Genomic DNA, 14,682 nt, shown 5'->3' with positions numbered 1-14,682 from the left:
GCGGCAAAGTCGGCATAAGCCGAGTGACGCAGGTGCATATTGGCGTCTATCTGCGACCATAATACTGGTCCTTCAAAGAATATGTTCATATTTAAATTTACGGAAAAGCCCTGTAAAAATGTGACTCTGAACAAGGAGCTTGCATCGCTTTACCTTTTAGGTCAGGTCCGGGTAACTGGCCGTGGAGAAAGGGGCCTGTGATCTGTTGCGGTCAGATTCGTTTGTGAAAAGACTACTGTAATACCCAAACAAAAGCCTCTGGTCAATAACCAAAGGCTTCTTTAAATTTTGCAGAGAGTCAGGGATAATTCTTTTTCAAAATTGCATCCCGGCAAACGATCAATCACATTAGATCACACTATAAGTCACTCTTTAAAACCGCACCACTACTGGCATTTGTCACCAAAGCCCTATATTGGCCGAGCCATCTTGACTTCAGATTTTTTTTTACCGGCACAAACGCAGCTTTCCTCTTTTTAATCTCCTCTTCCTCCAAATTCACCTCTAAAATGTAATTGTGCACATCGATATGGATCTCATCTCCATCCTTCAGCATCCCTATCATTCCCCCTTCTGCCGCCTCTGGCGATACATGTCCAATAGATACGCCTCTCGTGGCCCCGCTAAACCTGCCGTCCGTAATCAATGCCACAGAACTACCCAATCCCATCCCCATTATCAAACTCGTCGGTGTCAGCATCTCCTGCATTCCCGGTCCGCCCTTTGGCCCTTCGTACCTGATCACCACCACATCGCCAGCCTTCACTTTCCCCATCAAAATCCCTTCTATCGCCGCTGGTTGTCCGTCAAAGCATACTGCTTTGCCGGTAAACACCCGGGAGCCTGTGATCCCTGCTGTCTTGATCACTGCTCCCTGTTCCGCCAGATTTCCATACAAGATCGCCAATCCACCTACCTGGCTATAAGGATTATCTATCCTATGGATAATCTTATCGTCCTTGATCTCTGCGTCCCGGATCTTTTCAAAAAGCGTTTCTCCACTAATCGTCAGGTTATCAATTAGTACGCCATTTCCCCGCTTAGTCATCTCCTTCATTACCGCATTCACACCTCCAGCCTTATTGATATCCTCCATATGTACCGTCAGCAGACTAGGGGAGATCTTTGCAATATGAGACACATTCCTGGAGATCTCATTAATGTCTTTCAAATGGAAATTCACATCCGCCTCCTGGGCAATGGCCAGCATATGCAGCACTGTATTGGTACTTCCTCCCATTGCCATATCTACCGCAAATGCATTCCGCACAGCATTCTCATTAAGAATGTTCTTTAATTTAAATCGCTCCCTGGCCACATCATCCTTCACGATATCACAGATCCTTTTGGCAGCTTGTCTATATAGCGCTTCCCTTTCCTGCGTCTGTGCCAGAATTGTTCCGTTCCCTGGCAGGGCAATACCCATCGCTTCCATCAGCGTATTCATAGAATTTGCTGTGAACATACCTGAGCAACTACCTCCACTCGGACAGGCATTACACTCAATATCTCTGAGTTCTTCGTCGCTTATCATTCCTGCTTCGTGCTTGCCTACTGCTTCAAAGGCTGTAGCCAAATCAATTGGGACGCCATCTTTCGTGTATCCTTTTGCCATAGGCCCACCACTAACAAAGATGGTAGGTACATCCACCCTGAGCGCTCCCATGATCATACCGGGTACAATCTTATCACAATTAGGAATAGCGATCATGGCATCCAGCTTATGAGCATTCATCACACTCTCTACAGAGCTCGCAATCAGTTCTCTGCTGGGTAAAGAAAACAGCATTCCATCATGGCCCATTGCAATGCCATCGTCAATACCGATAGTATTGAATTCGAAAGGAACACAGTCATTTGCCCGGATTTCATCCTTAATGATTTCCGCTACTTTATTCAGGAAAAAGTGTCCCGGAATGATTTCGATAAATGAATTAGCAACGCCAATGAAGGGCTTATTGAAATCTGTATCTTCTAATCCGGTCGCTCTGAATAATGATCTATGTGGCGTCCTGTGATACCCTTTTTTTACTTCGTCACTTCTCATGATGGGCATAGTTGTTTTAGAATTACATATTTGATTTCAGTCTGCTAAGCGTCTCCGGCGATATATTAAGGTAGGCGGCAAGATTAGCATTAGACAAACGCTGAATAAGTTCCGGATTGTTTTGAAGCAGGCTTCGATACCGTTCCGTAGCATTTTGTGTAAGCAGACTACTGAGTTTTGAGTTGATGACAGTCAGGCCATATTCGAGGATGTAGATATAAATCTTATCCCATCCCGGTATAATTTCTCTCAGTTTGAAGAAGTCACGGTGCGTAATCACGAGCAGTTCTGAGGTCTCTACAGCCTGTATGAACTCTGATGCCGGCTTTCTGGAAATAAAGCTGACAATAGAGGTCAGGAAGGTATTTTCGAAAGCCATGAATCTGGTAGATTCATTTCCATAAGAGAGCCGAAGGCAGCCTTTTGCAATAAAAAACAGTTTATCTGCCACCATGCCCTCTTCCAGTAGCAGCTCATTCTTCTTTGCGGTAACCGATTTAAAATAGGAGAGTGCATCAGCGATCTGTTCTTCACTGAGAGACGTATTTTTCCGGATGAGATCTGTGAGGTCGGCCGTCATTAGTCTGCAATTGAAAAAACAAAGATGGGGGAAAATCTTTTGAAAAAGATTGACCTTCATCAAAATCGGTTGCCCATTGCACTCCTTCAACAACCATCTCAGGGTGTCTCTTTATAACTACCTGTAGTGTAAAAAGCACAATTATGTTAAGAAATAACTGTAGGCACTTTAAAGATTAATCAATGCTTCTGCACGAGGGCAAATAGGCTTCCGCATGATGAACTAATGGCTGTGACAGTAACGCGCTGTTTTTTGCGATATTGACCTGCCGGCCAGGAGATAATAGCCGACATTGAATAGACTGGAATGTAAATTTAAGTAAAATAACAGGAGCATATTGGTATAGTTCGCCCGTTAAGATCTTTACCAGCTTGATCTATATCGTTTTATAAAATAAGCAGAAACAATAAAACCCGCTATTATAGCGGGTTTTATTGTTTCTGCGGAGAGTCAGGGATTCGAACCCCGGGACCTGTTACAGTCAACAGTTTTCAAGACTGCCGCAATCGACCGCTCTGCCAACTCTCCATGCCGCGAAAGTATAAAACGAATTGATTCTAAAAAAATTTGTTTTACTTTTTTTTATAGAAAAATTTCGTTAATAAGCAATCCCCTGGGGCTATCCGGCTGCCATTACCGTTTACGTATATCCATTGAAGGTAGGGCTTTGCCAGCCCCGGAGTGGGGTGCTGCCGGGGAAGATCAAAGCCTGCCGACCGGCAGCAGGCTTCAGTTTATAGATTTTATACTGAAAATGGGTAATAAAAACCTACTTTCTGGTTTTAAATAGGTTTATTGTATAATCAAGTAGTTTTTTGTTCCCGTATTCTCCGTGACCAGGAATAACAATTTTTACGTCTGGAAATTCCTGTTTAACTTTTTCGACCGTATCAGACCAGGCATCTACATTTGCATCTCCCAAATAACCTTTATTTGCTTGCAGCTCTTTTATTAAGCAACCTCCAAACATTATATGTTCACCTGGAAAATAACCTACTACATTATCTCTTGTATGACCTTCTCCAAAAAACTTCGCAATAATAGTTTCATTACCTACTTTGAGAATTAAGGAATCATTGAAACTATTTTGGGGAATAGCAAAATTATGATCTCTCGCAAATGCTATTGTTTTAAAATAAGCATAGGAAGGAATATTATACTTCTGAAATGCTTTTAATCCACCTAAACAATCGTCATGGAAATGCGTTGGAATAACTGCATTTATTTTATAATGAAGTGTATCTCTCAGCCATCTTATAAGCTCTTCTGAGCTTTTGTCGTTTGTTGGGGTATCAAAAATAATCGCTTCATTGCTATTGCTTACGATCAGGCCGTTACAGGGAACGTTTCCAAAGTCCTGGGTCTGTAAATAGGAAATATGCTCAAAAGAATTTTTGGAGATCTGGGTTATAACCAGGTCGTCAGATTTATAAACCACTTTGGGTTTGAACCGGCCATTTTTTTGAGCCTTGCAATTGAAAAGAACTAAGGAGAATAGAAGTATTAATGATGTTCTTATGATGACTTTCATGTTATTATTGCTGATACTGAAGAAAAGTACTGGTGAAACCCGGGTTAACCAGCGGGCCTACGTTACCGGCTAAGTTAGGTAAAAAGACAATGCAAAATACGGCGACAATAATTATATCCCTGTATCAATAGTATAGCTCCTGATTGATTGTTCCTGTAAAGCCCCGTATGCCGGGCCAAGCAATTTTTGATTCTTAAAATATCACAATGAAAATGTTTCAGGTAACGATCCTGATCGTCAGCCACTTTTTTCTGAAAAGAACCCGTACTTTATCCTGCTACTATGTGTACTTATATAAGAACGCCTTGATGAATTTAATATTAAAAATGGGTTGTATATAATGACACGTGTAATATTTATGCTTGGTTTATGCTTGTTAACCTTTGCAGCAATGGCGCAGGAGCATCCTTCCGATACTGTTCGCAAAACCAGGAAACTAAAGGAGGTAACTGTAAAGGCACGCTGGCAAGACAGGCACCTTGCGTTAAATAAGCAATATGTTGTTAAAGACGAGTTTAAGCCTATTGAACATTACACCTTTGATCTCAGAGATCCGATAAATCCCGGGAGGGAATATTTTGTGTTAGACTTTCTGAATAAAGAGCTTCCCCGGGGATGGGGCTCCAATAGTTTGCTTTCCTGTTCCGGTGGTATACAATACTTTATAGATGAGGTGGAAGTAAGCTATTGGTATGTTGCCAACCGACCGCTGTCTGACTTTGCCTATGCCAAAGTTTTCCAGGACCTGCATCCTCCGTGCCCGGCTATAGTGCTCTATACCAGGAAAGGGCAGGATATAAAGCGGAGATAAAGAACCTCACAGTCATTATAGCCTGAATTTACAGATGGAGTTGCCGGAAAATGAATAATGTTGTTCTTTTGCTGAACACATTATCCGGTAATTGATATGAAGAAGGCAGCAGCTACCAGGCTAAATATCCTGCAAAAGGCTTTTGAGCTGATATATGTTAAAGGCTACCAGACAACAAGCATTGATGAAATTTTAGCGACCACACAGGTTACTAAGGGCGCCTTCTATCATCATTTCAAAAATAAAGATGAAATGGGCGTAGCTATCATCAATGAGCTACTGAAGCCTAGTTTCCGGAATACTTTTATTACCCCCCTTCAACAGGAAGGAGATCCGTTAAGCAGCATTTACACCATGATGCATAGCATCCTGATGGAAAACGAATTCCTGAAAGTGGAATACGGCTGCCCTGCATCCAACTTTACCCAGGAGATGGCCTGGAATAAGGATTTCAGCAAGGCCCTCAATGATCTCACCACCCAATGGGAACAGGCTATTATCCATACCATCGAAAATGGCAAAAAGAGAAAGCTGGTAAAAAGCACAGTGAATGGCAAAGAAGTAGCCGTTTTTATTATGTCGGGATACTGGGGAATACGGAACCTCGGCAAGCTCGAAAACAGCAAAGCTATCTATCTCATCTACCTGAAACAATTACAGTCTTATCTCAAAACATTAAAATAAACAACCCCTTAAACACCCCGTTTAACCAGCATAATATTTTTTATTCAAAAACATACTAGTTAGTATGTTTTTCATTTATCTTTGCCGCATATTGATAAAAATTCAATGGCATGGATACAAATATTCATCCCGGGGAACCACATGAATGGCCGGGAGTGCTTATAAAAATCAGTAAAGCCAACAAATAAGATGTATCAGTCACTTACATTCCTGCATTCCCTGTTCCGTTGGCTGGTGCTTATAAGCCTGGTTTATGCGGTATACAGGGCCGGTAAAGGATATTTCACCGGCGCAACGTTTTCGAAAACAGATAACCTGGTCCGCCACTGGACAGCCACTATTGCACATATACAGCTGCTTATTGGTATTACGTTCTACTTTCATAGTCCTGTTATCAGGTATTTTTTGCATCACTTCAGTACCGCAGCAAAATCTTTTGACCTGTTATTCTTTGGAATGATCCATAGTACACTGATGCTTTTCTCTATTGTGCTTATTACCATTGGTTCAGCACTGGCAAAACGCAAGTCAACGGATAAAGAGAAATTCAGTACCATGTTAGTGTGGTACGCCATTGCACTGATCATTATTTTTATCGCTATTCCCTGGCCGTTTTCACCTTTTGCCAACAGGCCATACTTCAGATAAGCGGCCTTTAGCCTGTTAAAAAAATATAGAAAGAACATGAGAAATTTAATCATAGCAGGAAGCATATTGCTTGTCCTCTACATTGGCTACCGGGTATACAGGTATTGCACACTGGATAAAGGTCTTGGCAAGCTGGTTAAAGAAGGCGCTGTTATCCTGGATGTAAGAACGCCACAGGAATTTGAAATGGAACATATCAAAGGATCCATAAACATTTCTTTGGGAACTATCCGCGAAAGATATGTGGAGCTCGATTCCTCGAAAACCTACATCACCGTGTGCTCGCATGGGCTTAGAAGTGTGAAAGCAGAGAGTATTCTGAAGGAGAGAGGCTTTAAGCATGTGTATAACGGCGGCGCCTGGAGCGATTTGCAGAAGACGCTGTCTACCTCATTAAAGTAAAAAGGCGCCTCATTATTGCATGAGACGTCTTTTTTATGATTAGCGATAGACTAAAACTTCAACGCAACACTGCCGCTGAAATTACGGGGCATTTGCGGGATGGTGGTACTCCATCCCACCCAATAATCCTGGTTGCTGATATTATTAACTTTGAAAGCCACCGCAAACCGTGGCTTGTCGTAGGAGAGAGCTGCATTCAATACAGTATATGCCGGCAACGCATATTCACTTGTGGTGCTCAGGATCACTTTATTGTCTGACGCATAATTGCCTCCAAAGCCAAGGCCAATTCCTTTTAATGGGCCACTATGCAGGCGGTAACTGAGCCATGTATTCAGGGTATGCGCAGGACCCGCACTGATAGGGCGGAATCCATCTATTGCAGGATTGCTCTTTTCTATCTTGCTGTCGTTATACGCATAGCCGGCTACAATGTTAAAACCTTTCAGCGGGGTAGCCGTTATTTCAGCCTCTATACCCCTGCTGTATTGGGCGCCGTTCTGTACGGTATAGGTAGGGCGTTCGGGAACATCCATACGTGTAATATTGCTTACATCAATACGATAATAGCTGATACTCCCGTTCAGATTACCATCCAGCATGGCGGCCTTGATACCGCCTTCCCACTGATTCGCCTGGCTGGGTTTGAAGCTGCTGAAAGTGCCATCGGGTTGCTGTACCGGTGCAATGTTCTGAAATCCATTCATATAGTTGGCAAACAGGGAAAGCTGATCCTTTATAACCTGGTACACCAGCCCGAACTTCGGCGATATTGCTGTTTGGGCATATCGGCCGGTGGTTGTGTCGCGGGTAATATTTTGTGTGCCGCGGTTATCGAACCGGTCTATGCGCACAGAAGCCATCGCCAGGAAACGATCCGTGATGTTCAGCACATCCTGCACATAAACACTGTAAATGTTTTGCGTGGCAGCTGATTTAGTATAGGTGAATCCTTTAAGGCGATCCAGCAATGCCAGCCGTGTAAGTTGAGTATATGCGGCGCCGGGTTTGGCGGCGCTGATCACATCAAATGCAATCGAAGGAGAGCCGCTGGACCTGGTGGTTACGCTGTAAATGTCAATACCGGCTACCAAACGGTTACGCATACGGCCAATATTAAAATCGCCGTTAAAATTCTGCTGGAAATCAATAGCATTGGCATTGCCGTATTCCGTGTGGCTCATATAACGGATCAATGAATCGTTACCGGGTTTCATGCTCAGGTACCCGCTTAACCCATTAGCGGTGGAGCTGAGGTACGTGAAATTGGTACGACTGGTCCACTGGCTGGAAAGCTGCCTGTCCAGCGTAAGATAAAGATTGGCGGCTGTGTTGGTAGTGGTAATATCATCGCCGCTGAAGCGTTTGCGGAAGTCCAGCTGCAGGTCCTTCGGACTGTGTACACCACTGGCATAGGAACCGTCAGCGAACATGCGGTAAAAGCTGTTACCTTTTTCATTGCGGTATTCTGCATCTACAGTCAGCATGGTTTTATCATCCATTTTATAGGTGAGCACAGGCGCCAGGAAAACATAATTCTTAAAGCCTGCATCCTGGAAACTGCCTTCATTGTGTTTGGCCGCATTTACGCGCAACAGTAAAGTTTTTTCTTTATTCAGCGGGGTGTTTACGTCTGCAGTAAAGCGGCTGAGGCCATAGCTGCCGGCAGTGTACTCTACTTCGCCTTTGAAATAATCGAACGGTTTTTTGGTAACCCGGTTAAATAATCCGCCAAAGGAAACAAAGCTGCTGCCGTACAATGTGCCGGATGGCCCTTTGATGGCTTCCAGGATTTCAATGTTGGAAGGATCAATAGTGCCGCTACCAATATTGCCCGGTACACCGTTGCGGAGGAACGACTGTGTGGAGAATCCCCTGGAGGTAACGGTGCCGCCTGCACTGTTATTTTCCAGCTGCATTACTACGCCTGGTACATTTTTGATAGCATCTGCATAGCTTACCACCACCTGTTCCTGTAATAATTCTTTGGTAACTGCCGTATATACCTGCGGGTTTTCTATGTTCTTCAATGGCATCTTTGCTGCGTATTCACTGCTAACCCGTGTAAACCGGTGCTTATTGGCGGTGATGGTAACAGATTGCAAGGCTTTTACAGGTATACTGAGCATAATAGCAACATGCGCCCGTTGTCCTTTTTCCACTGTTACTTCCCGGGTTACCGGCTGATATCCTGACAGGGAAATTTCCAGTTCATAGCGGCCTGCTTCCATATTGCGGAAAATAAAACTGCCAGCTTCATTGGTGGTAGCGCTGTGGTGGCTGTTTTTCAATACTACAGTTACAGCCGGGGCAGGCTGGCCATCAGAGGTTGTTACCTGTCCTGTTATGTTTGCTTTATCCTGAGCATAGAGCCATGATCCCTGCAGCAGGATGTATAATAGCAATAGTAAATGTTTGTGCATATTTCGTGGTTGGATTATGGGGCCCAAAGTTATGAGGCCCGGCTACTGCTGGTTTTCACGATCCGGAAATTCATTTACGCAATCGGGAAATATTGCCAGATCCCGCTTTGGAAAAGCGTTGGAGATTGAGATGAAACCCGGATACATTGATACAATATCGTTATCAGCATCCGGCAACTAATTACCATCTTTACGCCCTGCGTTTTTTTAAAAGATTCCATGTAAATATGCACGATACGACATAAGATTGGGAAAAGGAGCAGCGAATTTAAAAACTAGTGAGCAGCAGGGCTTTCATTCGTATCTGCGTTGGCTATATAGATATTATTTAATTTCAGGTAATCGGTAGGGGAGCATTGCATCATCTTCCTGAAATTCCGGTTAAAACTCGATTTGGAGTTAAACCCGCATTCAAAAGCCAGCGATAACAAGGTGAACTGCCTGCTTTCCGGTTGTTGTAAAATCTGTTTGAAAGCTGCTACCCGCTGAGTATTGATATAATCGTAAAAACTCATCTGCTCCTGTGAATTGATAACCTGCGACAAAATGCTGGGATGAACCTGCAGCTCCTTTGCCAGGTCGCCCAGGGTTAGCTCCGGTTCTTTATACAGCTGTTTTCCCTGCATAAGGTTGATCAGCGCTTCATGTATTTTGCCAACTTCTTCTTCGGTTACCCCCGTTCTTTCATACTTCATTTTACCGGCGCCGGTTTCACTGGCTGCTTCCACTGTGGGAAGAGCATCAGCAGGAACGACTGTAGGAAGTGGCGCTATAAGCGGCGGATCGCAAAAAATGCCTACCTGCTTGATACCAAAGTAGCCAATGAAAAACATGAACAACGCCACGGAAATATAAAGCGTTTGAGGCGTCCGGTAAAAGATCACCACGCCCCATATCACGCCTATCCCCGCAATAAGGTAGCGTAACCAATTCAGGGTTATTTTATCCGTACTGGAAAACTGGTCGGCAATATTTTTCCTGTGCCGGTGCAGCAATATCAGCGACAGGATAACATAGGTTATACCGGAAATGATGATGACCACAAGAAACCCGTTGAAAAAAGGACGGAACTGCTGTGCTTTTACCTCATTGAGCCAGTCCTGCGCCGGCATTGAAAGTAATACTGGAGCGAGTACAAGATAGGCCAGGAGAAAAGGAAGGAAATGTAATATACCCGGAAAACGGCTCTTTTGATTGGTAAGACTGGAAATATAGAGATATAAAAATGGGCCATGCAAAAGCGGAAGCGGCATTTCCCATCCTATCAGCTGTGGTTTTTCAAAGTATCCTTCCTGTGCATACCAGCTGATATATACCAGGTGCAGCACCGCAAAGAAGAACCACGCCGTCATAATTTTATCAGCGTTGTTTTTTTGTTTTTTGCTGATCAGGATGATTAATAAAAAAAGAGAAATAGCAATCCCTGCAGAATATATCATCGGTTAAATGAATTTGAAGGCCGTCTTTACGGGTTACAACTGTAACAAATATAAGCAACCTGTATCAGGAATAACGCCGCTATTTTTGATACAGGTTGGTTCCGGGGGGCCGTAAGAACGACCGGTTAATTCTTCAAACCATTTATTGAATAAATATCTTTCTCTTTAAAGAATTTTTTCCAGTTAAACTGGTTAAAACGTGACTGGTCTGCTGTACTCATTTTATGACAGCTCATACAAAGACTGCCGGATACAGAGATGATCACATTGTCTATCCCCTGTTGGCTGTTATCAAGAAAAGTTTGTGTGTTTCGTTGCGCATTTTGTATCCGCTTTTCCAGCACTGGTTTAAATTCCCAGGTAGCATAATCGGGCGAGGCCTTGGCAAGTTCATATACTTTTGCAGCGGTTTGATAATCCCCGGTTTTTACGATCATATCCCCCATGTGAAGGAAATAGCCTTCAATATTATGCGGGGCTATCCAGCTATTGTAGCAGGCCCTGTCGCGGCCCAGATTGTGGCCGGACATATCGCGGCTGATAAACCGTTGTATATTGGGATTGGAACGGTCGATGGGCGAGGTATAGCAGTCCTCCAGCGTTGTCCATTGCCATTCCAAGGCTGTTTTGAACAGCTCCGTATCCGGCGCATCGCTGGAAAAGGTAGTACCAATGGTGAATTTATTAAACTCCGGCCAGTCGCTGATGGACTGCAGCCCCCTGGCATATCCCTGCTGCAACAGTGGGGCCGACTGCATCATGCCTGCATACGACATCTCCGCATCCGCCAGGAAGCCCAGCACTCTTTTATCGTTGGGGTTTAGCTGGTAGGCCTTCATAAAATAATGATATGCTTTGGTCACTGCAAGGGGGAGATTGTCTACCGGAACCCCTTGCCGGATGCCCTCCGCCAGTAACCAGAAATGGGCAAATCCAAGGTGCGCGGCCGCAATCACATTGGTGGAGTCTTCCTGGTACTGCTTTTCAAGACGGCTGATCACTTCTGTTACATTCCGGGCATTGCCACTGTGGAACTGTTCCCAGAAATATTCATTTTCGGGATCAGACACCCGTGCATATACTTTCTCAAAAGGATCGGGCTCCCCGGATTTCTTCTCACAGGAAATCGTAGAAATAATAATAAGGCTAACAGCCGCCATTGCAAAAATGATCTTCTTCATGAAACACGATGTTTTGGCAAAAATGCTTTGCTGTAGCCATTTCAATGCCCCGGCAGATAAGTTGGCACCTTCTTTTCCGGGAAATTTCAGGTGAAAGTACTTTTCTTGAAATGATAAAAGCGGAGGGGGAGAGAACTATAAGGCATAGGTAGAAGCGCGAAGAACATCGCGTTTGCAATCTCCCTGAAATACAGGTATTGTTTCGCCGTATTCATAAAAAGCAACAAGCAGGAAAGAGCACCGGCCGGCAATTTTGCATCTTTTTTAAGATCCAGCAGGAAGGCCTGGGTTGTTTTTACAGGGAACTTTATGGAACTCCGCGTTGTTAGGCAGATAAATAGTTGCAGGAAGTGAAGTAACGCCAATAGAGTATTTCCGCCTTTGGCCGTTCTTAAACTTCAGGACCATAACAGTTGTTTTTTGGGGAACGCTGTAAACCGTTTTTATTCGCCAGCTACCACGCAGTGTATCAGACGGGGCGCCTGGTTTATTTGCTGGCCTGGTCCATTGAAATGTATGATCATTTTGGGTAACAAAGTATCCGTCGGCAGTATCTTTTGTTTGCCAGCAGCCTGTATAGTAATTATTGTAATACTCAGAAGATGATGTACTGGCTGAATGCTGCGCCATTGTTATGCTGCTGTAAAGAGCCAGTGAACAGAGGAGGATCTTGGAACGATAAGCAACCAATGGTTTCATACGAAAGGATTTTTACGAAAATACAAATTTTTGAATGTCATGCCCCCTTTTTGCAGCAGGAGGCATGACAACTATATGAATAGTAAATTTATCTTGTAAGGATCTCTATCTTCCCGCCTTGTTTAAACAGGTCGTGCGGCACAAAGTACCCCTTGTTTTCCCTGCCATTTACTTTGATGGTGGCTAAGTTCCTGCCTCTGCCCGGTTTGGAAATAGTGAGTAATTTACCATTGCTGGTTCTCCATTTTACTTCATCAAACAAAGGAACGGTCACCAGGTATTCCGGATCAGTAGCGGAAAAAGTATACAGCCCCAGGGCATTGAATACGTACCAGGACGACATTTCCCCTGCATCGTCCATCCCGCAAAGGGCCAGCCCATTATCACCGATTCCATATAAAGTATTTAAAATGGTATCGATGATCTTCTGTGATTTTTCAGGTTTGCCGATAAAATAATAGGCAAAAGGTGCTTCATGATCGGGTTGATTACCATGGCAATACTGGCCTATCATCGTTTCCACGTTCCTGGCAATATACGTGGGATTCCAGGGAACGGTGAACAGGGAATCCAGTTTTGACTCAAAACCTTTGGGGCCGCCGTACAACGCTATAAGGCCGGGCATATCATGCGGTGCAAAAAACGACACCTGCCAGGCATTGGCCTCCCTGTACATGTACTCATAATATGGATACTGCGGGTTAAAGGGTTGAATCCATTCGCCATTCTCTAATTTTCCCCTCATAAACCGGGTAGATGGATCAAACATGTTCTTATAGTTCTTCGACCTTGCCATCAGCATACGGTAATTGGCGGTATCACCCAGCTTTTTTGCGATCTGTGCAACGGAGTAATCATCATAGGAATATTCCAGCGTTTTGGATACGCCGGCCCTGCCTTTCGTTTCTACGTGAGGGTTAGTTACATCCGGATCGCTGATGAACCCTTTCTCCATATACTCTTTGATAAACGGCCTGGCGCCTCCTTCTACAGTGGCGTTTTTCAACAGTATTTCGTAGGCGCCTTTTATGTCGAAATTATCAATGCCTCTCAGGTAAGCCCCTGCAATAGAGGAGGAGCCGTGATCCCCATGAAAAAAGGTGGGAATAAAACCGGTCTTATCTCCTACATCTTTCATCGATTTAATAACATCCAGCGTAACCTGTGGTGATATAAGCCCTAACAGCACATCTTTATTCCGGTAGGTATCCCACAGGGAAGGCTCGGTGTAGTAATTGAAATCAGCTTTTACCACGTTGTGTTTGGCGTCTGTATACTCGCCGTTTACATCACTGCGCAGCGCCGGCCACAGGAAAGAGCGGTAAAGACAGGAATAAAACATCTCCTTTTGCTTGCTGGTGCCGCCTTTTACCTGGATGGATGACAGCAGCGTTTCCCATTGCTTTGTAGCCGCTTTACGGATATCGCTGAAAGATTTATTGCCGATTTCTTTTTCCAGGTTCTCTTTGGCGTTTTCAGTGCTTACGAAAGATATGCCTATCTTCAGTTCCACCGGTCCTTTGCTGCCATTGGCTACATGGATCAGTGCAAAGCCGTCGCTTTTCCCTTCATTTTTCTTTTCCAGTTTTTCAATACCGGTGTTAAGCACCGCGTAGAAATAGATCCTATCGCCTGCCTGTTGATAGCCCTGTACCGCTGAACTGCCCACCTGTTCAATGCTCCAGCCGTTTACCCGGTTATTGGCCTTTGCCAGGTCAAAGAGGATCTGCCGGTTATTATTGTTGTTATATTCATACTGGTGGTAGCCGCATCTTAATGTGGAAGTAAGATTTACATTCACATTATAATCCTCCAGGTATACCTGGTAGAAGCCGGGTGCTGCACTTTCTTTTTTATGGGAGAAGCGGGAGCCGAATTTTTCACCAGGATTTGAAACCGGTAACACAGGGATATTACACAGGTTCCAATGCCCTTTATTGGTATGTGTAAAGCCGTAAATCACGGAATCTTCATACTCATAACCGGCACCGGATCCGTATTCGGTCATGGGACTTAACTGCACCATGGCATTGGGCAGCGAGCTTCCGGGAAAGGTAAGCCCGGCCCATGATCTCCAGCCCCGCGGCAATTCATAACCCAGTATTTTAGGATCCGTCATTGGCGCCGTGCCTATAAAAGTGTTCACATATTTCGTATAGGTTTGACTGTTACCTGCAGCGGAAGTGAATAGTATTATCAATAACGTGGCTAAAGTTTGTTTTCTCATTCCAGTGTAA

12 protein-coding genes and 1 tRNA gene are annotated in these 14,682 nt (G+C 44.2%); 4 read left to right on the top strand and 9 right to left on the bottom strand.

Annotation, left to right across the window (positions count from 1 at the left end):
* Window positions 1-358: 358 nt before the first annotated feature.
* The 4 genes from ilvD to bla all read right to left on the bottom strand — a co-directional run bounded on the left by ilvD (window position 359) and on the right by bla (window position 4,158).
* The gene (gene ilvD / locus VIM72_RS22825) at window positions 359-2,047 is read right to left on the bottom strand and encodes a dihydroxy-acid dehydratase (protein ID WP_332005130.1); all 1,689 of its coding nucleotides are present in this window, start codon (window positions 2,045-2,047) and stop codon (window positions 359-361) included.
* A gap of 22 nt (window positions 2,048-2,069) precedes the next feature.
* The gene (locus tag VIM72_RS22820; RefSeq protein WP_332005129.1) at window positions 2,070-2,627 is read right to left on the bottom strand and encodes a Crp/Fnr family transcriptional regulator; all 558 of its coding nucleotides are present in this window, start codon (window positions 2,625-2,627) and stop codon (window positions 2,070-2,072) included.
* A 443-nt stretch (window positions 2,628-3,070) separates the two neighbouring features.
* Window positions 3,071-3,155, bottom strand: a tRNA-Ser gene (locus tag VIM72_RS22815).
* Between the two features lie 241 nt (window positions 3,156-3,396).
* On the bottom strand, window positions 3,397-4,158 hold the full coding sequence (gene bla, locus VIM72_RS22810) for a subclass B1 metallo-beta-lactamase (RefSeq protein WP_332005128.1): 762 nt from the start codon (window positions 4,156-4,158) through the stop codon (window positions 3,397-3,399).
* Between the two features lie 340 nt (window positions 4,159-4,498).
* Between bla and VIM72_RS22805 the strand changes: the two genes are divergently transcribed.
* The 4 genes from VIM72_RS22805 (at window position 4,499) to VIM72_RS22790 (ending at window position 6,703) form a co-directional block, all read left to right on the top strand.
* Window positions 4,499-4,969 (top strand): hypothetical protein, encoded by a 471-nt coding sequence (locus VIM72_RS22805; protein WP_332005127.1) that lies wholly within the window; start codon window positions 4,499-4,501, stop codon window positions 4,967-4,969.
* Window positions 4,970-5,065: 96 nt separating this feature from the next.
* Window positions 5,066-5,653, top strand: coding sequence for a TetR/AcrR family transcriptional regulator (locus VIM72_RS22800; RefSeq protein WP_332005126.1), 588 nt, complete (start codon window positions 5,066-5,068; stop codon window positions 5,651-5,653).
* 189 nt (window positions 5,654-5,842) lie between these two features.
* Window positions 5,843-6,301 (top strand): hypothetical protein, encoded by a 459-nt coding sequence (locus VIM72_RS22795; protein ID WP_332005125.1) that lies wholly within the window; start codon window positions 5,843-5,845, stop codon window positions 6,299-6,301.
* 36 nt (window positions 6,302-6,337) lie between these two features.
* Window positions 6,338-6,703, top strand: a complete 366-nt coding sequence (locus VIM72_RS22790) for a rhodanese-like domain-containing protein (protein ID WP_332005124.1) — start codon at window positions 6,338-6,340, stop codon at window positions 6,701-6,703.
* Between the two features lie 50 nt (window positions 6,704-6,753).
* Here the strand turns inward: VIM72_RS22790 and VIM72_RS22785 are convergent, their stop codons facing one another.
* From VIM72_RS22785 to VIM72_RS22765, 5 genes are all read right to left on the bottom strand, one after another.
* Window positions 6,754-9,126, bottom strand: coding sequence for a TonB-dependent receptor (locus VIM72_RS22785; protein ID WP_332005123.1), 2,373 nt, complete (start codon window positions 9,124-9,126; stop codon window positions 6,754-6,756).
* Between the two features lie 275 nt (window positions 9,127-9,401).
* Window positions 9,402-10,478: a helix-turn-helix transcriptional regulator gene (locus VIM72_RS22780; protein ID WP_332005122.1), complete on the bottom strand. Its 1,077-nt coding sequence runs from the start codon at window positions 10,476-10,478 to the stop codon at window positions 9,402-9,404.
* Between the two features lie 212 nt (window positions 10,479-10,690).
* Window positions 10,691-11,746 (bottom strand): hypothetical protein, encoded by a 1,056-nt coding sequence (locus VIM72_RS22775; RefSeq protein WP_332005121.1) that lies wholly within the window; start codon window positions 11,744-11,746, stop codon window positions 10,691-10,693.
* 264 nt (window positions 11,747-12,010) lie between these two features.
* Window positions 12,011-12,445, bottom strand: coding sequence for a hypothetical protein (locus VIM72_RS22770; protein ID WP_332005120.1), 435 nt, complete (start codon window positions 12,443-12,445; stop codon window positions 12,011-12,013).
* Between the two features lie 88 nt (window positions 12,446-12,533).
* Window positions 12,534-14,672, bottom strand: coding sequence for a GH92 family glycosyl hydrolase (locus VIM72_RS22765; RefSeq protein WP_332005119.1), 2,139 nt, complete (start codon window positions 14,670-14,672; stop codon window positions 12,534-12,536).
* Window positions 14,673-14,682 lie beyond the last annotated feature (10 nt).

It is taken from the genome of Chitinophaga sp. (assembly GCF_036569185.1).
Taxonomy (GTDB): domain Bacteria; phylum Bacteroidota; class Bacteroidia; order Chitinophagales; family Chitinophagaceae; genus Chitinophaga.
The sequence above is the reverse complement of the archived record's forward strand: the minus strand, read 5'-3'. Positions and strand labels throughout refer to the sequence as shown.